The sequence below is a fragment of the Flavobacterium piscis genome (assembly GCF_031457575.1).
GTDB classification, from domain to species: Bacteria; Bacteroidota; Bacteroidia; order Flavobacteriales; family Flavobacteriaceae; genus Flavobacterium; species Flavobacterium piscis_A.
On the sequence record NZ_JAVDWQ010000001.1, the window covers coordinates 321421 to 344847 of the forward strand.

A 23427-nucleotide genomic window follows, 5' to 3' on the forward strand; every position below is an offset into this window, starting at 1 on the left:
TCACATAAAGTAAGAAATAATCTTAATTTTAACCTATAAAACATTTACCCAAAAATAACAGTAATGAACGAGTTCATAGCCTTTTTTACCCAAAATGAAGTTACCTATGCGGGCATTGTCTTTTTTATGCTGGCAAGTTGTTTTGTTGCCATTTTTCATACCGTAATTCTGTCTGGCCTATTTCGTTTCAATTTCAAAGGCTGGTTGTTTTTTGTAGTGAATCCATTACTAATACTTCTAACGGGGATATTGAACAGCCCTTTAGTGCCACTTGTATTTTTTGTATTATTTATTTCTGTTTTTATTTTAGGTTTCATCGGGATGATTTATTCCGGATTCACCAAATCTAAAGAAGAAAAAAAGGAAAGGGAGCAGCTTATGAAACGATATCATATAGCCCCTAAACCATTGTGGAAAAAAATTGGTGGGTTCATTGTTGTTGCTCTGTTTTTTGTAAGTTTTTACTATTTTGGGTTCTATTCCATAGTGTTGCTTTTTATAATTATCCCGGTGCTTTCTGCCATATTGCCCAGTAATAAGAATAAATTCCTGAAGTACCAAAGGGCTTTGCCTACTTCTAAAATACGCTCAGTTGCTATGGGATTAGCCGAAATTGAAGGTACTTTGCAAGGGATAGAACCAATGCTCTCGCCCATAAAAAACAAGAAATGTATAGGCTACAGATACCGTATAGAAGATATTAGTACAGATAAGGATGGAGACAAAAGCTATTCCTCCATTTTTGATGAAACGGTATGTAACCCCTTTTATGTTTCGGATGAAACCGGTAAAATAAAAGTAAATCCAGATAAAATAGAATTTGTTTTTGTAGAGAATGACGAAATGTATAGTAGCAGTGGAAAGCGATATACACAGTTTCTAATAAAAGAAAACGATAAAATGCTGCTCATAGGCAAATCCGGTTTAGAAGAAAACAATCAACCAGTTTTTGAGTACGAAGCCATCAAAAAAGTTTTTGCCATAGCCCCTTCAGATAAAGTAATACATTACAACACCTTTAAACCATTGTTAAACTCTTTTTTAATTTTTTCCTGTGCCTTCGCCTTTATGGTTTCCATTATACTTGTAACCCCACTATATATAGAAAATGGCCAGTTAATAGTGGGGACACCAAATTTTGGGATCAATAGGAGTCCTACAGGGCCACTTGAAAACAGTAAAGAAGAAGAATTAGATATTCAAAACGAAGAGATTGAGGAAGATCCGGTTTTTGAACCTCAAACAGCACGACAACCCACAATACAAGATTCTATAAATTAAAACAAAAATATGAACGCAATTATCTCTTATGCCATTATTGGTCTATTAGCAATAGCTCTTTTAAGTGTTATTATTTCGGCTTACAACACGCTTATAATGCTAAAAAACAATGTAAATAAGTCCTTTTTTAATATTGATGTACTATTAAAACAACGGGCTGATGAAATACCCAACCTCATTAAAGTGGTAAAGGAAAGCATGCGTTATGAAGAATCGATGCTGACCAAGTTGACGCAACTAAGAACCGACTTTTTAAACAGTCCCAATAATGAGGACAAATTAAAATTATCCAATGAAATGGATAAAATGGTAAAATCCATTTTTGCCGTATCCGAAAATTATCCCGATTTAAAAGCCAACAACAATTTCGTACTCCTGCAGCAAAGGGTTTCGGGCATTGAAGACGCCATAGCAGACCGTAGGGAGTTTTACAACGAAAGCATCAATATGTATAACATTGGTATTGCCGAATTTCCTCCATTAATCCTGTCGAAACTATTGGGATACAAGGAAAAGCAACTTTTACATATATCAGAAAACGAAAAAAAATATGATGGTATCCAGTTTTGATTTGATTTCTGTTTTAGAAGCGTTAGAACAACACCCTGAATATATGGTTATTTGGGCTGCTTTTGGAATATTTTTTAGTGCATTAGTTCTGTTTATTCCGGTTATAATTTTAAGAAAATTAAATAAAACCGTTAAAATCGAAAATGCTATAGGACTGGCTGTAAGTGCCCTGATGATATGTTGGATCGTAGGTTTCGTCACTCAAATACTCTTGTTTTTTTCAGGAGTTTCAGGCATAAAATTATTTTTTATCTGGATAGTCCTTTTTCTCACTTATGTGGTTTTTACTATACTCAATAAAAAAATGATCCTGAAATGGAGCCATACCCTTACAAAAAAAGACACCTAAAAAGTGTTCTCACACACTAATAAAAACGATCTATTTTCTTAAGGATAAATTAATATATGAAGGCACCACTCCTGAAAAAAAATCAAAAACTTGAAAAAAGCTGAAAAATAAATGGAAGATTGTGAATGAAAAATAGGATTCCTTTGTCTGAAATACTCCTATGGTTTTTAATACTGTTTGCACCAATTTTTATTCTATCTGTTTACCTTCTGGTTTCTACGATAAACAAGTTGAAAGTTTTTTTTTGAAAACAGATTAAAGCTACAAATATAGAAATGGACAGCGTTGAATTTAACAGGAAAAGCAATAAATATATAATTTACAAATATTATGGTAATATAAAGGTTGAGCATAAAAATCAAAGATTGATTTCTAAATATGAATTGGGTAAGAACAAAAAGTGGAAGATGAACTGGATTTATACTATCATAGAAAATATGGGATTCTATAACTCCTTACCCAAAATTGGGATATAGCTTTCATAGTTATATTTTTGATTGTCTGTTCTTTCTATCTTATTTTTACTATTCCTGTTCTATGGAAAAGTTTTAAATCTATATATTTAGAGCCTGTTTAAATTTTATTCAATAATAATTTTATTGTTGCCATTTTAACCATATTCTCTGATGTTTCTAGAAGTAGTTCGTAATTTCCACACAACCTTCGGTCATTATCAAGCCAAGAAAATGTTCACTCTACAATCCATCTTTTATGTATGGGTTTAAAACCAGTTTTTCTATCGTCTGAACGCATTACCACTTGAATAATATGGCCAAATTTATTCTTTATATTTTCTATTACTTTGCCTCTGTAGCCTCCATCGGTAAGGATCACTTTTACAGGGCACAAGAAATAACGAAGGGTTCTCATTAATAAATCTATCGCTTTACTGTCATGAACATTAGCAACTGTTACCATTATAGCCAAAAGAAACCCTTTTTTATCAACCACAATATATCATTTAATTCCTTTTACTTTTTTATTGCCATCAAAACTATTAAGGAGGGATTATTTTCTCGCAATTGTGACAGTAATAAATCAAAATATTCCAAATTTGCCCAAGTTTGCTAATTTTAATGGATTTTATAAAATTTAGAAATATATCCCAAAACAAAAAAGCTCCTGAGTATCTCAGAAGCTTTTTCAGTGCGGATAATAGGACTCGAACCTACACGCCTTGCGGCACCAGATCCTAAGTCTGGCATGTCTACCAATTTCACCATATCCGCGTAATTGTGGGTGCAAAGATAAGCATAACTTCCAATTTTCAAAGCAATTTTGCAAAAAAATATTTATTCTCTTTTTTGTATATTTGAATTTCTACAAAAATATTTTAAATGGAAGATATAAAAGCATACGTTCAACAACATAAAGATCGGTTTATCAATGAATTGATCGAATTATTAAAAATTCCGTCGGTAAGTGCTGACACTGCATACTCACAAGATGTAATTGATACGGCAGAGGCTGTAAAAGTAAGTTTAGAACAAGCAGGTTGCGATTTAGTTGAAGTTTGTGATACGCCGGGTTACCCAATTATTTACGGAGAGAAAATAATCGACCCTAATTTACCAACCGTTTTAGTCTACGGACATTATGATGTTCAGCCGCCAGACCCAATGGAATTATGGACATCACCACCTTTTGAACCCGTTATCAAAACTACCGAAATTCACCCTCAGGGAGCCATTTTTGCCCGTGGTGCCTGCGACGACAAAGGACAAATGTACATGCACGTAAAAGCGCTGGAATATATGGTGCAAAGCAACACATTGCCATGTAACGTAAAATTCATGATCGAAGGCGAAGAAGAAGTAGGCTCGGCAAGTTTAGCCTGGTTTGTAGAACGCAATCAGGAAAAATTGAAAAACGACGTGATTTTGATTTCTGATACCGGAATGATTTCGAACCAACAACCGTCAATTACGACAGGTTTAAGAGGTTTGAGTTATGTTGAGGTTGAGGTTACAGGTCCAAACCGCGATTTACATTCCGGATTGTATGGTGGGGCTGTGGCGAACCCAATTAATATTCTGGCAAAAATGATTGCTTCGCTTCATGACCAAGATAATCAGATTACAATTCCGGGATTCTACGATAAAGTTCAGGAATTATCTACTGAAGAAAGAACTGAAATGGCAAAAGCACCTTTCAGTTTAGAAAAATATAAAAATGCCCTGGCCTTAAATGATGTTTATGGCGAAAAAGGATATGTTACAAACGAACGCAATTCGATTCGTCCAACCTTAGACGTAAACGGAATCTGGGGTGGCTATCAGGGAGAAGGTGCAAAAACTGTTATTGCGAGCAAAGCTTTTGCTAAAATCTCGATGCGTTTGGTTCCAAATCAGGATTGGGTAGAAATAACAGAACTTTTTACCAAACATTTCACCAATATTGCACCGGCCGGAGTTACAGTAAAAGTAACACCACATCATGGTGGGCAAGGTTATGTAACACCAATCGACAGCATCGGGTACAAAGCGGCAAACATGGCCTATACCGAAACGTTTGGAGTTCCGGCCATTCCGGTTCGTTCCGGAGGAAGTATTCCAATTGTGTCCTTGTTCGAAAAAGAACTGAAAAGCAAAACCATTTTAATGGGCTTCGGACTGGACAGTGACGCGATTCACTCGCCAAACGAGCATTTCGGAATCTTTAATTACTTAAAAGGAATCGAGACTATTCCGTTGTTTTATAAGTATTTTGTGGAATTAAGTAAATAATTTTTTTTAACCGCAAAAGGTGCTAAGATTTACGCAAAGTTCACCGTAGTTTTTTGCTCGCAAAGACGCAAATTTTTAACTTTATAAAGTTGACTTCAATATAATCCGTTCAGCAATGAGCGGATTTTTTTATGGGTTTTGAAGTTGATATTCCCATTGAAATTTGTCATAGATATTGAGTTGGGCGTTACCTTCGGCCGGGCTTTCGGCTATATCTTTTATTACGTTATCACTTCATAAAAGGATACCGCCTCTATCCCTAACGCAGACTCAGTATTTTCCAAGATGCAAAGTGTTTTGTTTGAGATCCTGTGTTTCAAATTTTAATAGCCTCTTCCGAAAAATTCGGTTATAGCCATTCTCTCTTTTTATTATAATCTCCAGCCAAAGCTGGAGGCTATTCATCAAAATCTTTGTAGTTCTGCACCTGTGCATCGTTGAAACTAAAATCATGAAACCTTATCAACATTGAATATCAGTGTCTTAAAAAAAACTTGCATATTAAAAAATAAACTCTACATTTGTAGAGCGTGATCTATAATTGTAGAAGTAAAAATATCAAAATGCGTCAAATATTTGTTTTATTATTTTATGGAATATTGATTTCGGGATGCAAAAGCAGCACAATCAATCAAAAGATTGATAAGAAAAAAGAAGGCGTCTGGATTGATAATTACACACAAGACAGTACAAATTACAAATCGTTCGAATATTATAAACACGATGAGCCAGTAAAAAAATGGAAATCCTACATTGACGAGAAAATCTACAAAACCGAAAAATATAAAAATGGAATTTGTACTGTAAAATATTATTACAAAAACGGAAAACTACAATCGAAAGGAAAAACGAAAATTGAAACCGACTCAAAAGAAATACATTGGTTTTATTTCGGTGACTGGAAATTTTACTCAGACAAAGGAAAATTGACAGAGATTAAAAGATATCATAATGGTGAATTAATTTCAGAACAAGAAATAAAATAAGAATCCTAACAACTTAGAAAACTCAAAAAATGCAATTAACAAACTCAGAAGAACAATTAATGGAGCATCTTTGGACGCTTGAAAAGGCCTTCATGAAAGATTTGCTAGAAGCGTATCCGGAACCAAAGCCTGCAACAACAACCGTTGCAACGCTTTTGAAAAGAATGATTGACAAGAAATTCGTAGCGTATAACGAATTCGGAAATTCTCGCGAATATTATCCGTTGGTTAAAAAAACAGCCTATTTCTCCAAACACGTAAACGGATTAATAAGTAATTTTTTTAATAATTCGGCATCACAGTTTGCTTCTTTCTTTACCACCGAAACCAATTTGTCAGCTTCGGAATTAGAAGAGCTCAAAAAAATAATTGATAGTCAAATTCAAAAAAAGAAAAAATGATCATCTACCTTTTAAAATCAGGAATACTGCTTTTTATATTTTATGCAGTATATATATTGTGGTTGGAAAACGAAAAAATGCTTCACTTTAATCGTATTTATTTATTAGGAAGTTTGGTTTTTAGTTTTGTAATTCCAATGCAAATTATTTCGTTTGGTTCTGCTGTTTCGAATAAAATTGGATTGATTCAGTTAGATGAATTAGTCATTCAAAGAAGCATTGAAAAAATTGAAGTGATCTCAACAAACGATTTCATAATTGGTTTAATTGGTTTTGTATATGTTTTTGTGCTTTTGTTCTTAATTATTCGATTTGTCCTGAATTTGCATTCATTTTATAAGAAATCAAAAAGCAATGAAACACGATTTATAAATGGTGAAAAAATACTTTTAATTGAGGAAACTGTATTGCCGCATTCCTTTTGGAAAACTATATACATTAATAAGCACGAATTTGAAAACGGAAAAATTCCATCAGAATTAATCGCTCATGAAAAAGCGCATTTAGAGCAAAGACACACTTTAGATATTCTTTTTATAGAGGTTTTGCAAATCGTTTTTTGGTTCAATCCATTGTTTATGTTTTATAAAAAAGCTATTAAACTCAATCATGAATTTCTTGCTGATGAGTTCGTAAACAAACAATTTGGTGCTGTTAAAAGCTATCAGAATTTATTGCTCGATTTCGCCTCAGATAAAAACACTATTTCGCTTGCCAGTAATATTAATTATTTAATAACTAAAAAACGTTTACTCATGATGACCAAAAAAGAAAATCCTGTTAAGATTGTATTTAAAGTATTTACCGTAGGAATAGTTTATGCTTTGTTATTGCTTGTTTTTTCTGCAAAAAGTATTGCCCAATCCAATATAAATGCATTAAATAAAAATGATTTAAAAATTAGTTATGATACAACTAGTATCAAAGAACCTCAATTTCCACAAGGAATTGAAGAATTTTATAAATTTGTTGGAAGCAACTTTAAAATGCCGTCAGTAGCATCTAAAAGTAAAGTTTCAGGAAAAATTCTTATGGAGTTTATAGTTGAAAAAGATGGAAGCCTATCAGAAATTAAAGTGCTAAAAGATTTAGGATATGGTTTAGGAGAAGAGGCAATCAGAGTTTTAAAACTTTCTCCAAAATGGAATCCCGCATCTAAAAATGGGCTACCAGTTCGTGTACAGTACAGTTTGCCAATAACAATTCAGACCGATAAATAGAAATAAAAAATCCGCTTCTAAATTTAGAAGCGGATAATCAAACTAAAAAAATTCAAAAACTAAAAATAAATCCGTTTAAAACAAGTCCGGATTGTATCCAAAATAAGGCATGGTTTGTTCATTAAAAATAACGCCATATTCTTCTAACTCTTTTAAAATCGGCAAATACACTTCTTTGTTCGTTGGAAGCTGAACGCCCGGAGTCGTTATTTTTTTGTTCAAAATTAATAATGTGGCTATGGCAACAGGCAATCCTACCGTTTTTGCCATTGCTGTATAGGTCTGATCATCGCCAATACAAACCATTTTCGAATCGATTTGTTTTTTTTCTCCTTTTAATTCATATCCGAATTTGTGATACATCACAATCATATCTTTATCATCAGGCTCCAGTGTCCAGCTGTCTGAAAGTATCTTTTCTAAAATCTGGGCTGGTGTAGCGTTGGGTAAATTCACTTTTTTATCGGGATTAAACAAATCCAGTTCCAAAAGTTTATCCCACATAATATCATCCTGATCGATTTTTAAAATCAACCGCATTTTTATTTCGACAGAATCTGTTGGATGATAGGGTAAAAACGAATTAGTAAACTGACGATAACTCATGTTTTCAGAATCTTCCATGATATAGCTGTCATCAGTCATGCCCAGTTGCACAAACATATTCCAGGCTTTCGAGAAACCGACTCTTCTAATCGTTCCTCTATATAATGTAAGAATATCGTCTAAACCGTAAATCGATCTGTATTTAAGTGAATCCCGATTAGAGTACGCTTCAAATTTTCCGTAACCTTCAACTTCAAGAAATTCGGTTCTTCTAAATAAAGTACCATACGGAATATATTTATAAGTACCTTCCTGAATAAATTTTGCTGCTCCACCCTGACCGGCTAAAACCACGTTTCTGGGTGCCCAGGTAAATTTATAATTCCATAAATTATTGTCGGATTCAGGAGCCACTAAACCACCACAGAAAGATTCGAAAAGCAACATTTTACCGCCTTCGGCCCTGATTTCATTAATGACCTTCATGGCACTCATGTGGTCGATTCCTGGATCAAGACCAATTTCATTCATAAAAATCAAATTGCTTTTTTTGGCTTCTTCATCCAATTCCTGCATAGCATCGCTTATATAAGAAGCTGTTACCAGATGTTTTTTGAATTCTAAACAATCCTTTGCGATTTCAATATGTAAGTAAGCGGGAAGCATTGAAATTACGATGGAGGCATTTTCAATAGCCGCTTTTCTTTCGGCAATGTCAAAAATATTTAAGGCCAGCGGAGTGGCATTTGGATGGTTTTCTGTTTTTTTTTCGGCCAAAGCCAAAGATAAATCGGCGACTACAAGATGTAAATTTTCACTATCTGATTTTAATAACAGATAACGAATCAAGGAAGATGCCGACCTTCCGGCCCCGATTATTAGAATACGTCTCATGATTTATAAATATAACACAAACATACTAAATTGTTATAAAAATAACAATCGGCATACTGTTAAATGATTGGATTTCTTAAAATAAAGCAGAACAAAGTAAATCAGATTTTTTTAAAAAGTATATTTGAAATGTTTTTTGTTTGATTGAATTAAGAGTATTTTTGTGATATAAAAAGATATTATGGAAAGAAAAATAATTTTAACAGCTACATTTTTTGGAATCTTAGCGATTATCTTAGGTGCTTTTGGTGCACATGCTTTAAAAGCAATATTGACTCCGGAACAATTAACCAGTTTTGAAACAGGAGTTCGTTATCAAATGTACCATGCTTTCTTTCTGTTTTTTATAGCCACGAGAAAAGAGTTGCCTTTAAAAGCGCTAAAAGTTATATATAATTTAGTGGTAGCAGGTGTACTTTTCTTTTCCGGTTCCATCTATTTGCTGACCACAAAAAATGTAACAAATGTTGACTTTAAAATTATAGGATTCGTAACTCCAATAGGCGGACTCCTATTAATCTTCGCCTGGTTGGTACTTTTTGCTACTTTTTTTAAGAAAAAATCATAAAATTGGTTTAAAAAAATTCTATCTGAAATTTAATAACTAATTTTGTTGTATATATAACAAGTAATTCTTTTAGTGTGAGTTTTTTACATTATTTAAGTTTAAAACTAAATAATATAACACATTAGGAAGTCGGATTATATTTTAAAATTGATATTTAAAATAATAATATAACTACAACAATTAAATTTATGGAGACTAACACAATTTCCACGCAATCGATTTCGCTAGATGATTTAGGAATTAAAAACGCTAAGGTTCACTATCAATTATCTGCTGATGAATTACATGCTATAACTGTACAGTGTGGGCAAGGTATTGAGAATTCTACAGGAGCATTGGCAATTAATACAGGAGAGTTCACAGGACGGTCTCCTCAGGATCGTTTTATAGTAAAAGATAGTATTACCGAAGATAAAGTTTGGTGGGGAAATGTTAATATTCCGTTTTCATCTGATGCTTTTGAAAAACTGTATAAAAAAGTAACCCAATTTTTATCAAATAAAGAAGTTTTTGTTCGTGATGCTTATGTTTGTTCTGATTCAAATTACAGATTAAATGTTCGTGTAGTTACAGAAACTGCCTGGTCTAATTTGTTTTGCTACAATATGTTTTTAGGACCGGAAGAAAGTGAGCTAACTAATTTTAGTCCGGAATGGACGGTAATTTGCGCTCCGGGTTTTATGGCAGATCCTGCAGTAGACGGAACACGCCAGTCAAATTTTGCTATATTGGATTTCACTAAAAAAGTAGCATTGATTGGAGGAACTGGGTATACAGGAGAAATGAAAAAAGGGATTTTCTCTGCTTTGAATTTCATTTTGCCGGTTTTCAAAAATACATTACCAATGCATTGCAGTGCCAATGTGGGTGAAGCTGGTGATACCGCAATTTTCTTCGGATTATCAGGAACAGGAAAAACAACTTTATCTGCAGATCCTTCCCGTAAATTAATCGGGGATGATGAACATGGATGGACAGCTGAAAACACTGTTTTTAATTTTGAAGGCGGCTGCTACGCTAAAGTAATTAATTTATCAGAAGAAAATGAACCGGATATTTTTAGAGCAATTAAAAAAGGGGCTCTTTTAGAAAATGTAGTTTTCAAAAAAGGAACAAACGAAGTAGATTATGATGATGTTTCCATTACACAAAATACTCGTGTGAGCTATCCTATAACTCATATTGATAATATTCAGCCAGGTTCTATCGGGCATGATCCTAAAAATATATTTTTCCTGACAGCAGATTCTTTCGGAATTTTGCCTCCAATCTCAAAATTGACTCCTGGTCAGGCAGCTTACCATTTTATTTCAGGATATACCGCTAAAGTTGCCGGAACTGAAGCAGGGGTTACAGAACCGCAACCTAATTTTTCTGCTTGTTTTGGAGCTCCATTCATGCCTTTGCATCCTACACGTTATGCCGAAATGCTGACTAAAAAAATGAAGGATGCTGATGTAAAAGTCTGGTTAATCAACACAGGCTGGACAGGTGGTGCTTACGGAACTGGAACGCGTATGAAACTAAAATATACCCGTGCAATGATTACAGCAGCACTGAACGGGGAGCTGGATAACGTAGAATTTAAAAATCATGCCGTATTTGGAATTGCAAAACCACAATCCTGCCCTAATGTTCCAGGTGAAATTTTAAATCCGAGAAATACTTGGGAAGATCCTGCGTTATATGATAAAAAAGCAATAGAATTAGCGCAGAAATTCAAAGCCAATTTTGCCAAATTTGAAGAGTTTGCCAATGCCGAAATTTTGGCCGGTGCACCCATTACAGAATAAGGGAAATTACTAATTCAAAAAAAAAAGCTGTTCGTTTTGAACAGCTTTTTTTTTTTATCATAATCCTACGATTACAACAAAGCATCTAAACTATCTGCATAGGTTTGTTTCGGAGCAACTCCTACTTGTTTTCCTACTACCTCACCGTTATGGAAAACCAAAACAGTTGGGATGTTACGAACACCGTATTTTGCAGCGAATTCCTGGTTTGCATCAACATCAACTTTTCCAACAACAACTTTACCTGCGTATTCGTTGCTTAGTTCGTCAATGATTGGACCAACCATTCTACAAGGACCGCACCATGCTGCCCAAAAATCTACCATTACCGGTTTATCTGATTTCAAAACTACTTCATCAAAAGTAGCATCTGTGATTGCTAATGCCATAATAATTTTATTTAAGTTACTCCTTCAACTTTATTAAAGGTAACAATTTTTAATGGGTTTTAAACTTAAGTACAAATTTAGAAATTTTAAATCAATGAAATGTCATTCGCAAATTAGTTTTGATTATAAATGTATTGCCAATACTTATATTAACAATAAACCTCTTATTTAAAGCATTCCATTTTCTAAGAAATTGCAAATTAAATTATAAATAACCGCTTTTTTTTAACGTATCTTTAATAATCAAAAAATTTTTCTGATGAAAAATGTTTTACTTAATATTAAAAACTTCTTCCAGTCTGTTCGCTTTAAAAAATATGCCAAACGTTTTGGCTATTTTATTTTAGGCTGTACAGCATTCCTTCTTATTGCTTCTGGCGCATTATCATTTTATTTTAATCAGAATAAAACCGAAATCATAACCAGGATTAATACCAAAATCAATGAAAATATTAACGGAAAGTTTCATGTTGGCGATTTTCAGTATAAGTTTTTAACTGGTTTCCCGAATTTTACTCTGGCACTAAAAGATGTTGAGTTAAAAGACAACAATTGGAATATCCACAAACATATCTTATTAAAAGCTAAGGAAATCGAAGCACGTTTAAATCTTTGGAGTTTGCTTCAAAACGAAATCAACATTCATAAAATCCTGATCAAAGGTGCCGATATCTACATTTATAAAGCCGAAGATGGCTACTCCAATGCCAATATTTTCAAGCCAAAAAAGAAAACAACTCCTGAAAACAAAGAAAAGTCAGGAACCACAATTGACCAAATCGATTTCAGCGCAGTTCACATTACAATTGACAATCATGTGGGAAATAAATTATTTGATTTTTATGTCGAAAGTTTAAAATCAAAAGTAGAGTATGACGGAGACGACTGGCAGACTGATTTATTTTTAGATACCCACATCAACAGTCTGGCTTTTAATACCCGTCACGGAAGTTTTGCGAAACAAAAAGAGCTGAAAGGCAAGTTTGAAATTTCGTATTCTGCCGAAAAACAAAAAATTGATATAACAACCCGTAAACTAAAAATTGGAAGTGACTCTTTCGACATCATTGCTTTTTTTAATATTGGCAAGACCAATTCGCTTTTCGGAATCAATATCGGAACCACCATTTTATGGAAAAATGCTTCCAATTTATTATCCGGAAACATCAGCTCTCAACTGAATCGCTTTGATCTAAAAAAAGAAATCAACGTAAATTGTGATATCAAAGGCGACCTGAATGCGCAGGGTGATCCTAAAATTGTCGTGCAGGCCGAAGTAAAAAACAACGAACTCAGTATTCCCGACGGTCTCATTACCGATTGTGCTTTTAAAGGCATTTTTACCAATAATTTCAAACCAAAAAACGGCTTTAACGATGGCAATTCAGCAGTGATTTTAATCCGTTTTTCCGGAAAGTACAAAAATATTCCGCTTACGATTCCGCAGGCCGTGATCAATAATTTAGAAAAACCAATTGCAACCGGTCTTGTCAATTCTGATTTTGATATTGAAAACCTCAACGAAATGAGCAACGACAAATGGATTCAGTTTACAGAAGGCCATGCAAAAGCCAATCTGAAATTCAGGTTTGACATTGTCGATTTACACATCAATAAACCTCATTTTATTGGGAATGTAGATGTGGAGAATGCCTCCTTCCATTTTATTCCAAAAAACGTAAAAGCCGAAAAAATAAACATAGCGCTTACCTTCACCGAAAAGGCATTATTAATTAAAAAAATCGCCTACAAGCACAAAAACAACACGGTTTTCATAGACGGAAAAATCAATAATTTCCTGAATCTGTATTACGATGCGCCGGAGAAAATGGTGGTCGACTGGAATATCTATTGCCCCAATCTTGACCTGAAACAATTTTTAGGTGTTTTAGCTACATCCCAAAAAAAGAAAACCACATCCAGACCCGCCAAAAAGGCAACCATGTCCGAACAATTACGAACTACAATCGAAAAATGTGCCGTAAACATCAACATCAAAGCCGACAAAATAACCTATAACAAACTGACCGCCACCCATACAAAAGCCACTATCCAGATGCTCGATTCGAGGCTGATCATCAAGAATGGTTTCCTGCAAACCTCTGGCGGAAACATTACTTTTAATACGGTCGTGTCGCCCAATGGCAAAAATTACAATTTCGCCTCCAATGCCCGCGTCAGTCAGGTAGATATTGCAGGGTTTTTAAAATCGTTTAACAATTTCGGAATCCAGTCTTTCATTCCCGAAAACATAAAAGGAAAACTCAGCAGTCAGGCCAATCTTACCGGTTTCATCAACAGCCAGGGCGAACTCATCACCAATTCCATGCACGGAAAACTCGATTTTAAGGTCACTCGTGGCGCTTTAGTCAATTTTGCGCCAATTGTAAAAGTGGGCAAATTTGCTTTTCCGTTTCGCGATGTCAAAAACATTACTTTCAGCGATTTATCCGGCAACCTCAACATGCGCGGAGAGTTAATCGACGTCAATAATCTAACCGTCAGCTCGAGTGTGCTGAACTTAGATATCAATGGCATCTATTCGTTTGGCGCAGGCACCAATCTAGCCCTCACCATCCCGCTCCGAAACTCCAAAAACGATGTCAACCTCGCCACCAATGCCGAGCGTGATGCCGTTCGCGACAACGGAATCGTTCTGCATTTAGTAGCCGTTGACGATGACGGAAAAATAAAATTTAAATGGGGGAAGAAAAAGTAAAAATAAAATTTTATGTATAATATGTGAGATTTTACATTTAAATTTACTATAATGTGTTTTTTATTGATAAATTTGGATTTTTAGAAATTTCAATGAAAAATAAATTTACTTATATAGATCTTTTTGCAGGGTGTGGCGGGTTATCACTTGGATTACACCAAGCGGGATGGCAAGGCCTTTTTGCCGTTGAAAAAAGTCCCGATGCATTTAAAACATTAGAATACAATTTAATAGAAAACAAAAACCATTTCAGTTGGCCGAATTGGCTTCCTCAAAAAGCACATGAAATTAATACTGTACTTGATCAATATTCTTCCAAATTAGTTAAGCTAAAAGGAAAAGTGACGATGATTGCGGGAGGGCCGCCTTGTCAGGGATTTTCAATGGCAGGAAAACGTAATGAATTCGATTTAAGAAATGATCTCATTAACTCATACATAAATTTCGTAAAAATTGTTGAACCTAAAATTATTTTCTTCGAAAATGTAAAAGGTTTCACGATGGAATTTAAGAAGAACAAAGAAAAAGGAATTGCTTATTCTTCACAAGTTACTCAAAAATTAGATGAAGCTGGTTATTTTGTAAAAGGACAATTGGTAAATTTTGGTGATTATGGAGTTCCTCAAAAAAGAACACGTTTCATACTTGTAGGAATAAAAAAAACATTAAAAAATGCTTCACAAGAAAAAGCAGAAAGTTTTTTTAATTCTCTGAAAGAAAATCGATTTGACTTTTTGAAAGAAAAAGGATTAAATATAAAAACAAATCTTCAAGATGCAATTTCTGATTTGTTTAAACAAAATGGATTGAAAGAAACACCTGAATATCCTAGTTTTCAATCCGGCATTTACGGAAAAGAAAAAGGAAGTTATCAAAAATTAATGCGTGCAGGAGTTGAAAATAAAATTGCTGACAGTCATCGCTTTCCCAGACACTCTTCTTTAATAATAAATAGATTTAAAAATATTCTAGAAGAAACTACTATTGAAAGAAGAAACTTTAACGTTAGTAAAACCATTCAAGAAAAATATAATATTAAAAAAAGAACAGTAATACCTCTAAACGGCTTAGATAAAACACCAACTATAACAACCTTACCAGATGATTATATACATTATTTTGAGCCTAGAATTTTAACTGTTCGAGAGTATGCTCGTATACAATCATTTCCAGATTGGTATATTTTTCAAGGAAAATATACTACTGGTGGGAAATTAAGAACTCAGGAAGTCCCTCGTTATACGCAAATAGGAAATGCAATTCCACCACTTTTTAGTGAGCAAAGTGGGTTGGTTTTAAAACAACTTTTATAAATGGATAAAGGTGTATTAAGTTTTGACATAAAAACAGGAATGAAAAATATCATCGGTAGGGATTTGATTACCGACGATTTTATTGCTATTTACGAGCTAGTTAAAAATTCATATGATGCATATGCAGATTCTGTAAAAATTATTTTTAATAAAGACGAAATCATTATTGCAGACAATGGTAAGGGAATGTCAAAAAATGATTTACAAAAAAAATGGTTTGCAGTCGCTTATTCTGCTAAAAAAGACAAAACTGAAGATAATGATTTATCACGAGATTCTCATTTAAACAATTTAAAATCTAGAAGATTTTATGCAGGAGCAAAAGGAGTTGGTCGTTTTTCTTGCGATAGATTGGGGGGTAAATTAGAACTTATTACATCAAAAGTAAATATAGATGAAACTTATAGAGTAGATGTAGATTGGGGAGAATTTGAAAAAGATGCACAGCAAAGTTTTGATTCAATCCAAATTCCATTTGAAAGTATTGAAACTAATAATATTTTTCCCAAAAATAAAAATCATGGTACAATTTTAAAAATTAAATTCTTAAATTCTAATTGGGATATTCAAAAACTAAGAGAGCTAAGAAGATCATTAGAAAAACTAATCAATCCTTTTTCAAAAGAAAATAGTTTTACTATTGAAATTGAGGCAAAAGATTTCGTAGAAATTGATAATAACTCAGGTAACAACCTCAAAATAAATGGAGTTATTGATAACAGCATTTTAAAAGTTCTTGATTTAAAAACTACTCAAATTGACTTAAGATTAAAAGATGAAACAATAAGTACTAAGATCATTGATAGAGGTGCGTTAATTTACCATATTGAAGAACCTAACAAATATTCTTCTTTGATTAATGATTTAGAAATTAATCTTTACTTTTTAAATAGAAGTGCTAAGGTAAATTTTGGAAAGTTAATGGATATTGAACCCGTAAACTATGGAAATGTCTTTTTATTTAAAAATGGTTTTAGAGTTCAACCTTATGGAAATGTGGGAGATGATAGCTGGGAACTCGACAATAGGAAACAACAAGGATATAATCGTTTTCTTGGTACGAGGGATTTATTTGGAAAGGTTGATTTAATAACTGAAAATTTTAATGAATTTAAAGAAGTTTCGAGTAGAGCCAGCGGTTTGGTTGAAACTTCAGGTAAAAAAGTATTATTTGATTTATTTAAAGAAAAAGCTTTTTTAAGATTGGAGAGATACGTAGCGGGAGTTCTTTGGGGTGAAGCATTTAAAAGGAGAAATTATTTTTTAGATAAGGAAATTGCTCAACAATTTAGAGATGAACTACAAAATGATAAAGATAACGACTCTTATGAAGATGCATTAAATAATTTAGGAAGTAAAATTGATTTTGTTAATTTAATTAAAACTTTGAGTGATGACAAAGACATAAAAATCATTGAATACAATAAGCATCTTGTTAATCTTGTAAATGAAAAACTTGATATTGTGCAACCTAAATTCATTTCTGATTTAGAAAAAATAGCTGAAAAAACTAATGATGGAAACTTATTAAATCAAGTTAGATTAACAGAAGAAAGTTTTAAAAAAATTTTAAATGATAAACAAGAGGCTGAAAAACGAGAAGAAGAAGAAAGAAAAAAGCGTATTGAAGCTGAAAAACAAGCTGAATTAGAAAGGTTAAAAAGAAACGAAGCTGAAAAAAAACAAAAAGAAGAGGAAGAAAGAAGGAGGAAAGCCGAACTTGAAACATTAAAAAAAGAAAAGGAAAGAGCTGAAGCTGAATTAGCAAAAATCAAAGCTGAGCAAAAATCAAAGGAAGAGCAAGAAATAAATAAAAACCTAACAGATAAATTAAGTATTGAAACAAAGAAAAATCAATATTTAAATGCTACTAGAAAAACTTTAAGTGAAGATGCTGAACAATTAGTTCATTCAATAGATTTATATGTTGGAAATGCTTCTACTTATATTAATGAATTGCTAACATCAAATCTTGATAACGATACAAAAGATAAGCTTTATTCAATTAAAAGTAATATCGATAAGGCTATAAAAGTTTCGCAAATTATAATCAAATCAAATTTTGATTATAAACATACTAAACAGAGAATAAATTTACCCATATATATAAGAGAATATATTGAAGATTTAAATATATCTAGGCCAAACTTAAAATTTACAATTGATGGAATTTTTGACAAATATTATTTAATTAATCCAATAGAAATAGATATTATTTTAGACAATTTGGTCTCAAATTCAATAAAAGCTAAAGCTACTAAAATCATAATAGCATTTGAAAAGTTAAATGATAAAATACAAATAAATTATTATGATGATGGTTTAGGCATGTCCGAAAAATTGCTTCATAACTCTGAATCTATTTTTGAATTAGGTGTAAGAGATTCATCTGAACGTGGCTCAGGGATAGGTATGTTTGATGTAAGGAAAAGAATAGATAATTTAAAAGGGAATATTAATTTTTTAGGTAACAATTTAAAGCTTAAAGGAGCTGCTTTTCAAATAACGATATAATATGGCGTCCACAGAAAAAATTCAATCAAGATACCTAGTTTTCGATGATGATGATGAAGCAGAAAATCAATATAAGAGAAATATAAAAATTGATGGCTATGAATGTATTCCTATTTATATTAATCCAAGTGATTTTTTCAATGCAGAAAATAATGAATTTAAAGAAGATGAGTTTATTGCTACAATAACTGAAAAAACTGCGGGAGTAAATATTAATTTAATTGTGACGGATTGGAATATTATAGACAAGAATGATGGCTATAATGGTTTAGTGGGATGGGATGTTTTACAATATGTTATAAAATCAAAAGATAAATTAAAATCTAGACCTTTCTTTATTTATTCTTCAGATATAAAGAAAGCTTCTAAATATATTTTAACAAAAATTTCTCAGGAAGTCTGCAACGGAGACGATAAAATAGATGATTTGTCTCTTAATAATTTTATTGCAAATATTCTTCAACTTAGAGTCACTTTTTGGAAAAGAGATGGCACTCAGTTTAATGAAATTACAACACTATTAAAAGGCTCAAATACAATATCAAATATCGTGTTAGATTCAATCTTATCGTTTGATAAAAACATGGTTATTAATACCGGTAATGAAAATTATGATGGGAAAAACATCGCTGAAATTTTAAATACAGATAATATCGATATTAATGGTTTAAAATTTGTACGAGAATTTATTGACCTTTCTATAGCGCATTATTCGAAATTAAATGAATGATTACAAAGGAATATTAGTTCTACATGCTGTAGATAATTCAACATTGTTTTTAAATGGTTTCGAGAAAGAGTTTAGTGATTATTATTTTTCATTTGACTCTACACAGGACTCAATTTTAAAAGCAAAAACTTTATTGGGTGATTTAAATCCAAAATCGTTAATAATATATCTCGGGCATGGTAGCTCTTCCGGTCTCTATGAGCCAGACGAAAGTCATCTATATGAAAAAAAATTCTTAGATGTGACATGGGGTAATCATTATTTTGAAGATCATGATATACTAATACTAAGTTGTAAATCAAACGACTATACGAATAAGGTTTACACATCAAATTTTTCATTAGGATTTGGAAATATTATAAGCTCTGAAGAAGAACTAAAGATTTACAATGAAAAAAATGATATTAAAAAAAAACTGAGTGTTAATGAAATAAATTTATTTAATGAAATTTATATAAAAATTTCCATCAAGATTGTTAAAAGCTTAATCAATAGCTTAATAAGTTTTGACAATATCTCTAAATACTTTAATTTTCTTATTAATCAGGAAATCAATAAAATACTTCTAGATAAAAAGAATGACAATAGGGTGGAATTATCCAGAATGCTATTTGAATTCCGAAATGAAATAGTTCTAAAGAAAAATGCATAAATATCTGAGCAAAATTACTTTCTTGTGATTAAAATTCTAATGAATTAATTAAAAAATAAAATAGTTTGTTGTAAGCTAACCAAGCTTAAATGTAAATTATAAAACATTTCATTTAACAATCTATAACCATAAAATACTACTAATTATTAAATTTAAAATTTTAATAATTATTATGGATTTCCTCACTCCAGAACAACGCTCCAAACTTATGAGTGCCATTCGAAGCACCAATACCAAAGACGAAGTTCGTTTGGCAAAAGCTTTATGGGCGTTAGGATATCGATATCGTAGAAATAACAAAACAGTTTTCGGAAGACCCGATTTTACCTTCAAAAAAATAAAATTAGCCATATTTGTAGATGGTGAATTTTTTCATGGCAAAGATTGGCATATTGACAGAAATCGTATTAAAACCAACACTGAATTCTGGATCAAAAAAATCGAACGAAATATGCAAAGAGATATAGAAGTCAACACACATTTAGAATCTCAAAATTGGAAAATTCTTCGTTTCTGGAGCAACGATATCAAAAAGAATTTAGATTCCTGTATTCTCGAAATTGAAAACGCAATACGCGAAAGGAAAGATAACAACTTCAAATAATTGAATTACTAACCTGTTTCCTCATTCTTAGGAATTGTAAACTCTAAATATATCTTCACTGTAAAATCTAATAAGCCCTATTCATCAAACAAGTCACTTATTTTGACTTCTAAAGCATTCGCTAATTTCTCAACAACTTCAATAGAAACATTTCTTTCACCTTTTTCTATCGTTGGTAAATAAGTCCGATCTATCTCTGCTAAATTGGCTAGCTTTTCCTGAGATAATCCTTTGAGTTTTCTAAGCTCTTTAATTTTAAGTCCGAATTTTTGTTTAATATCCATGTTAACAAAAATTGTAAAATGTAGACTCTAAAACAACGGAGTATAGTCGGGTTTTTTGTCTATATTTGAAATAAAAATCTTATGTTAAGTTTAGACGAAAAAATTCAATATTTAGAAAGATATTTGTCCATGTCAACTAAAAACTACGCAGATACTTTCAAAGAAGATATCGTTATGTTTTTAGATGACTTTACAAATAAAAATGAATTATTGTTTTTTCTTAATAAACTTAATTCATTTCAAGAAATTGAAAATTGGACTGATAATTTATGTTCAGGAATTGTTTTAAAGTTTGACTATGAAGCAGAGCACATAAATGATTTTATATATGATTATATAGAACTCGGCTAATTAAAAATAATTTTTAAAGGCTTTCAGAATATAATGAATCCGATTTAAGATATTTAAAAATATGATAGAATATTCAATATTAGAAATCCCAACTTCCCTTAATCCACCTATTAGGCTTAGGGATATTGTTGCGGAGTTTCTACTGTGATTTCTCCTTCGTCGAAAATGACAAAAATGAGCACAAAATTTTCATAATCTTTCCTTAACTCACTTGGCTTTTCATCTTAAATAAAATAGCTTTGAGAATAATCATTAAAATACAAACCAATATGAAAATTCAAATCAATACCGACAAGAATATAGAAGGACACGAAAGACTGGAAACCTATTTCTCAGGAGAACTGGAAAAAGGCCTAACCCGTTTTGAAGAAAAAATAACCCGCATAGAAGTTCATTTTGGAGATGAAAATGGAGAGAAATTTAGCCTGAACGATAAAAAATGCGTAATCGAAGTTCGTACAGCAAAACTACAGCCGGTAACCGTTACAGAACACGCTGAATCTATCGAAAAAGCATTTCAGGGTGCTTTGGCTAAAGTAAAAAAAACATTGACTACGACTTTCGAAAAAATGAAAGAATATTAAGTTTTTAAACCATATAAGAATCATTTAAGTTTTTTGATTCTTTTTAAAAAACCATATAGGTGATATAAAGTTCATAGTAAGCATGCGTTAAACGGTGCCAAATTAAATGAACTTTATATCACCTATATGTTTTTTTTCATTAATACAACTACATAATAAGTACGTTAAACAGGTACTAAATTAAATGAACTTATATCACTTATATGGTTATGGTTTTTCCCTTTCGACTTTCGACTTTCGACTATTTTTAAGATTTCGGTAATGGTGCTCCTACTGAAATATCACAGCGATGACCGGGTTGACCGTGTGCGGGGTTCATGCCTTCGGCTGTGGTTACGGCTTTTGTATTGGCACTTTCGGTACTTAATAAAGCAGGAACGGCAGGATCATTTGTAGGTGGTGTAACGGTAAAGGTTTTTTCAGTGCTTCCGCTTTGTGGAGCTGACGTTGAAGTTGCAGCTGTCGTTTTTGCAACTGGCGAATTCAAAGGCGAACCTACCGGAATATCACATCGGTGTCCCGACTGTCCGTGCGCCGGATTCATTCCTTTTGCCACTTTTGCAGGAACTACGGTTGTAGTGGTGGTTGTCACGACGTTTTTCTGATTCGGATTTACCTGAACAGTTTGTGTTGGTTGTGCGGTTGTGGTCTGCCCTTGTGTTGGAGCCGAATTTAAAGGAGCGCCAACAGCAATATCACAACGATGTCCCGGTTGCCCGTGTGCTGGATTCAATCCTTTTGACTCTCCCAAAACAATATTGGGATTTGTAGCCTGAGTCTGCACAACCGGAGCAGCGGTTTGAGAAGTATCTTTTGCAAGTCCTAATCTAACCAATTCAGATGTTGCGGTATTATCCTGTGGTTCTAATTCTTTTTTACAGGAAATAAAAAGTAAAGAAGTAATCGCTATTGAAGTTATGTAGATTTTCGGATTCATGATTGGGAATTTTAAAGCACTCAAATATAATTGTTTTTCCAGATTAAACCATATATAAATTTTTTTCTACCCTATAAGTTATATAAGATAATTTAAGTTTTGGTTTTACTTTGTCAATGATCTTATAAGTCATATAAGAAAATTCAAAAAAACTTTGTGACTTCGCGTCTTTGCGCGAGATTTATTCGCAATATCAAATCAACGAATCTCTTTGCGCATAATTTTTTAACACATAGAAAAAATATAGTTGCTGTACGCTGAAAAAAAAGCGTTCCACTTATTAAAAGACACAAAGCTATGTGTAAAAAAATGTATTTCTTTATTGAACTCTTTTTTTACCCCATAAAACTATGTTTTGCTATGTGTTTAAAATAAAATTTCACAAGATTAAAAGTGCCAGATTTAAATGAACTTATATAACTTATATGGTGGAAAAATTTTAGATCTTCTTATCTTTAAACTCAAATATTTCACATATGAAAAAGACAACCCTGCTTCTGTTATTCGTTATCATTTTTGCCAACGCCCAAACATTATACAAAGAAAAAATCAATCAGACTTTAGACAACTGGCATAAAGCTGCCGCCGATGCGAAATTTGACCTTTATTTTAACCTAATGGCAGATGATGCAATTTTTATTGGTACTGATGCCACAGAAAACTGGACAAAACCTGATTTCAAAGTCTGGGCAAAACCTTTTTTCGACAAAGGCAAAACATGGAATTTCACTACTCTCGAGCGTAATATCTTTTTTGACAAAACCGGAAAAACAGCCTGGTTTGACGAACTGCTGAATACCCAAATGAAAATTTGCCGTGGCTCAGGCGTTTTGGTAAAAATTGGAAAAGAATGGAAAATTCAACATTATGTTTTATCCATGACGATTCCAAATGATGAGGTCGATGCCGTAGTAAAAGTAAAAGCACCAATCGAAAACGTTCTGATAGAAAAACTTCAGAAAAAATAAACAATCTTAGCCTTTCTTATTACAATCCTAACTTTTATAGCGCTTTAA

General features: G+C 32.5%; 23 protein-coding genes and 1 tRNA gene. 18 read left to right on the top strand and 6 right to left on the bottom strand.

Annotated features, from left to right (window positions below; genetic code table 11):
• The first annotated feature begins 63 nt into the window (after positions 1 to 63).
• Genes J2W48_RS01320 through J2W48_RS01330 form a run of 3 tightly spaced genes read left to right on the top strand, consistent with a single transcriptional unit; the run spans position 64 to position 2200 of the window.
• Entirely contained in the window at positions 64 to 1281 is a 1218-nt protein-coding gene (locus J2W48_RS01320) for a hypothetical protein (RefSeq protein ID WP_310276892.1), read from the top strand.
• A 9-nt stretch (positions 1282 to 1290) separates the two neighbouring features.
• The gene (locus tag J2W48_RS01325; protein WP_310276895.1) at positions 1291 to 1851 is read left to right on the top strand and encodes a LemA family protein; all 561 of its coding nucleotides are present in this window, start codon (positions 1291 to 1293) and stop codon (positions 1849 to 1851) included.
• Positions 1832 to 2200: a hypothetical protein gene (locus J2W48_RS01330; protein ID WP_310276897.1), complete on the top strand. Its 369-nt coding sequence runs from the start codon at positions 1832 to 1834 to the stop codon at positions 2198 to 2200. The genes J2W48_RS01325 and J2W48_RS01330 overlap by 20 nt, the downstream gene beginning before the upstream one ends.
• A 690-nt stretch (positions 2201 to 2890) precedes the next feature.
• On the opposite strand, the gene J2W48_RS01335 is transcribed toward J2W48_RS01330, so the two are convergent.
• Entirely contained in the window at positions 2891 to 3118 is a 228-nt protein-coding gene (locus J2W48_RS01335) for a transposase (protein WP_310277902.1), read from the bottom strand.
• A 229-nt stretch (positions 3119 to 3347) separates the two neighbouring features.
• Positions 3348 to 3429 (bottom strand) — tRNA-Leu (locus J2W48_RS01340).
• Positions 3430 to 3537: 108 nt separating this feature from the next.
• Here J2W48_RS01340 and J2W48_RS01345 point away from each other — a divergent pair.
• The 4 genes from J2W48_RS01345 to J2W48_RS01360 all read left to right on the top strand — a co-directional run bounded on the left by J2W48_RS01345 (position 3538) and on the right by J2W48_RS01360 (position 7533).
• Positions 3538 to 4926, top strand: a complete 1389-nt coding sequence (locus tag J2W48_RS01345; protein WP_310276900.1) for a dipeptidase — start codon at positions 3538 to 3540, stop codon at positions 4924 to 4926.
• A gap of 563 nt (positions 4927 to 5489) precedes the next feature.
• Entirely contained in the window at positions 5490 to 5912 is a 423-nt protein-coding gene (locus J2W48_RS01350) for a hypothetical protein (protein WP_310276902.1), read from the top strand.
• A 29-nt stretch (positions 5913 to 5941) separates the two neighbouring features.
• Entirely contained in the window at positions 5942 to 6313 is a 372-nt protein-coding gene (locus J2W48_RS01355) for a BlaI/MecI/CopY family transcriptional regulator (RefSeq protein WP_310276905.1), read from the top strand.
• Positions 6310 to 7533 (top strand): energy transducer TonB, encoded by a 1224-nt coding sequence (locus J2W48_RS01360; protein ID WP_310276908.1) that lies wholly within the window; start codon positions 6310 to 6312, stop codon positions 7531 to 7533. The genes J2W48_RS01355 and J2W48_RS01360 overlap by 4 nt, the downstream gene beginning before the upstream one ends.
• A gap of 75 nt (positions 7534 to 7608) precedes the next feature.
• Here J2W48_RS01360 and J2W48_RS01365 read toward each other — a convergent pair whose 3' ends face one another.
• Entirely contained in the window at positions 7609 to 8973 is a 1365-nt protein-coding gene (locus tag J2W48_RS01365) for a saccharopine dehydrogenase family protein (RefSeq protein ID WP_310276912.1), read from the bottom strand.
• Positions 8974 to 9154: 181 nt separating this feature from the next.
• Here J2W48_RS01365 and J2W48_RS01370 point away from each other — a divergent pair, with 181 nt between their 5' ends.
• Both J2W48_RS01370 and pckA read left to right on the top strand, forming a co-directional pair.
• Complete coding sequence (locus J2W48_RS01370; RefSeq protein WP_310276916.1) at positions 9155 to 9541, top strand: DUF423 domain-containing protein; 387 nt, start codon at positions 9155 to 9157, stop codon at positions 9539 to 9541.
• Between the two features lie 188 nt (positions 9542 to 9729).
• Positions 9730 to 11334, top strand: a complete 1605-nt coding sequence (gene pckA / locus J2W48_RS01375) for a phosphoenolpyruvate carboxykinase (ATP) (RefSeq protein ID WP_310276919.1) — start codon at positions 9730 to 9732, stop codon at positions 11332 to 11334.
• Positions 11335 to 11405: 71 nt separating this feature from the next.
• Here the strand turns inward: pckA and trxA are convergent, their stop codons facing one another.
• Positions 11406 to 11729 carry a thioredoxin gene (gene trxA / locus J2W48_RS01380; protein WP_367177907.1) on the bottom strand — a complete coding sequence of 108 codons (324 nt, stop codon included), beginning with the start codon at positions 11727 to 11729 and terminating at the stop codon, positions 11406 to 11408.
• A gap of 253 nt (positions 11730 to 11982) precedes the next feature.
• Between trxA and J2W48_RS01385 the strand changes: the two genes are divergently transcribed.
• The 6 genes from J2W48_RS01385 (at position 11983) to J2W48_RS01410 (ending at position 20255) form a co-directional block, all read left to right on the top strand.
• A complete protein-coding gene (locus tag J2W48_RS01385) occupies positions 11983 to 14442 on the top strand; it encodes an AsmA family protein (RefSeq protein WP_310276923.1) in 2460 nt (819 codons plus the stop codon).
• A 92-nt stretch (positions 14443 to 14534) separates the two neighbouring features.
• Positions 14535 to 15755, top strand: a complete 1221-nt coding sequence (locus tag J2W48_RS01390; RefSeq protein ID WP_310276926.1) for a DNA cytosine methyltransferase — start codon at positions 14535 to 14537, stop codon at positions 15753 to 15755.
• A complete protein-coding gene (locus J2W48_RS01395; protein WP_310276931.1) occupies positions 15756 to 18269 on the top strand; it encodes a sensor histidine kinase in 2514 nt (837 codons plus the stop codon). It begins immediately after the preceding gene.
• Between the two features lies 1 nt (position 18270).
• A complete protein-coding gene (locus tag J2W48_RS01400; RefSeq protein WP_310276936.1) occupies positions 18271 to 18999 on the top strand; it encodes a hypothetical protein in 729 nt (242 codons plus the stop codon).
• A complete protein-coding gene (locus J2W48_RS01405) occupies positions 18992 to 19651 on the top strand; it encodes a hypothetical protein (protein ID WP_310276937.1) in 660 nt (219 codons plus the stop codon). Before J2W48_RS01400 ends, J2W48_RS01405 begins: the two co-directional genes overlap by 8 nt.
• Before the next feature lie 172 nt (positions 19652 to 19823).
• Entirely contained in the window at positions 19824 to 20255 is a 432-nt protein-coding gene (locus tag J2W48_RS01410; protein WP_310276940.1) for a very short patch repair endonuclease, read from the top strand.
• 77 nt (positions 20256 to 20332) lie between these two features.
• On the opposite strand, the gene J2W48_RS01415 is transcribed toward J2W48_RS01410, so the two are convergent.
• A complete protein-coding gene (locus tag J2W48_RS01415) occupies positions 20333 to 20539 on the bottom strand; it encodes a helix-turn-helix domain-containing protein (protein ID WP_310276942.1) in 207 nt (68 codons plus the stop codon).
• A gap of 81 nt (positions 20540 to 20620) precedes the next feature.
• On the opposite strand from J2W48_RS01415, the gene J2W48_RS01420 reads away from it, so the two are divergent.
• A complete protein-coding gene (locus J2W48_RS01420) occupies positions 20621 to 20890 on the top strand; it encodes a hypothetical protein (RefSeq protein WP_310276945.1) in 270 nt (89 codons plus the stop codon).
• Between the two features lie 269 nt (positions 20891 to 21159).
• Positions 21160 to 21474 carry an HPF/RaiA family ribosome-associated protein gene (locus J2W48_RS01425; RefSeq protein WP_310276948.1) on the top strand — a complete coding sequence of 105 codons (315 nt, stop codon included), beginning with the start codon at positions 21160 to 21162 and terminating at the stop codon, positions 21472 to 21474.
• A gap of 247 nt (positions 21475 to 21721) precedes the next feature.
• On the opposite strand, the gene J2W48_RS01430 is transcribed toward J2W48_RS01425, so the two are convergent.
• Complete coding sequence (locus J2W48_RS01430) at positions 21722 to 22411, bottom strand: hypothetical protein (protein WP_310276950.1); 690 nt, start codon at positions 22409 to 22411, stop codon at positions 21722 to 21724.
• 476 nt (positions 22412 to 22887) lie between these two features.
• Here J2W48_RS01430 and J2W48_RS01435 point away from each other — a divergent pair, with 476 nt between their 5' ends.
• Entirely contained in the window at positions 22888 to 23379 is a 492-nt protein-coding gene (locus tag J2W48_RS01435; protein ID WP_310276953.1) for a nuclear transport factor 2 family protein, read from the top strand.
• Positions 23380 to 23427: the final 48 nt, after the last annotated feature.

Coding starts and splice junctions, on each gene's coding strand:
- J2W48_RS01335 (WP_310277902.1), bottom strand. CDS start 3,118: ATGGTAACAGTTGCTAATGTTCATGACAGTAAAGCGATAGATTTATTA.
- J2W48_RS01395 (WP_310276931.1), top strand. CDS start 15,756: ATGGATAAAGGTGTATTAAGTTTTGACATAAAAACAGGAATGAAAAAT.
- J2W48_RS01425 (WP_310276948.1), top strand. CDS start 21,160: ATGAAAATTCAAATCAATACCGACAAGAATATAGAAGGACACGAAAGA.
- J2W48_RS01415 (WP_310276942.1), bottom strand. CDS start 20,539: ATGGATATTAAACAAAAATTCGGACTTAAAATTAAAGAGCTTAGAAAA.
- J2W48_RS01420 (WP_310276945.1), top strand. CDS start 20,621: ATGTTAAGTTTAGACGAAAAAATTCAATATTTAGAAAGATATTTGTCC.
- J2W48_RS01350 (WP_310276902.1), top strand. CDS start 5,490: ATGCGTCAAATATTTGTTTTATTATTTTATGGAATATTGATTTCGGGA.
- J2W48_RS01410 (WP_310276940.1), top strand. CDS start 19,824: ATGGATTTCCTCACTCCAGAACAACGCTCCAAACTTATGAGTGCCATT.
- J2W48_RS01330 (WP_310276897.1), top strand. CDS start 1,832: ATGATGGTATCCAGTTTTGATTTGATTTCTGTTTTAGAAGCGTTAGAA.
- J2W48_RS01365 (WP_310276912.1), bottom strand. CDS start 8,973: ATGAGACGTATTCTAATAATCGGGGCCGGAAGGTCGGCATCTTCCTTG.
- J2W48_RS01405 (WP_310276937.1), top strand. CDS start 18,992: ATGAATGATTACAAAGGAATATTAGTTCTACATGCTGTAGATAATTCA.
- pckA (WP_310276919.1), top strand. CDS start 9,730: ATGGAGACTAACACAATTTCCACGCAATCGATTTCGCTAGATGATTTA.
- J2W48_RS01385 (WP_310276923.1), top strand. CDS start 11,983: ATGAAAAATGTTTTACTTAATATTAAAAACTTCTTCCAGTCTGTTCGC.
- J2W48_RS01360 (WP_310276908.1), top strand. CDS start 6,310: ATGATCATCTACCTTTTAAAATCAGGAATACTGCTTTTTATATTTTAT.
- J2W48_RS01320 (WP_310276892.1), top strand. CDS start 64: ATGAACGAGTTCATAGCCTTTTTTACCCAAAATGAAGTTACCTATGCG.
- J2W48_RS01355 (WP_310276905.1), top strand. CDS start 5,942: ATGCAATTAACAAACTCAGAAGAACAATTAATGGAGCATCTTTGGACG.
- J2W48_RS01370 (WP_310276916.1), top strand. CDS start 9,155: ATGGAAAGAAAAATAATTTTAACAGCTACATTTTTTGGAATCTTAGCG.
- J2W48_RS01390 (WP_310276926.1), top strand. CDS start 14,535: ATGAAAAATAAATTTACTTATATAGATCTTTTTGCAGGGTGTGGCGGG.
- J2W48_RS01400 (WP_310276936.1), top strand. CDS start 18,271: ATGGCGTCCACAGAAAAAATTCAATCAAGATACCTAGTTTTCGATGAT.
- J2W48_RS01345 (WP_310276900.1), top strand. CDS start 3,538: ATGGAAGATATAAAAGCATACGTTCAACAACATAAAGATCGGTTTATC.
- J2W48_RS01435 (WP_310276953.1), top strand. CDS start 22,888: ATGAAAAAGACAACCCTGCTTCTGTTATTCGTTATCATTTTTGCCAAC.
- J2W48_RS01430 (WP_310276950.1), bottom strand. CDS start 22,411: ATGAATCCGAAAATCTACATAACTTCAATAGCGATTACTTCTTTACTT.
- J2W48_RS01325 (WP_310276895.1), top strand. CDS start 1,291: ATGAACGCAATTATCTCTTATGCCATTATTGGTCTATTAGCAATAGCT.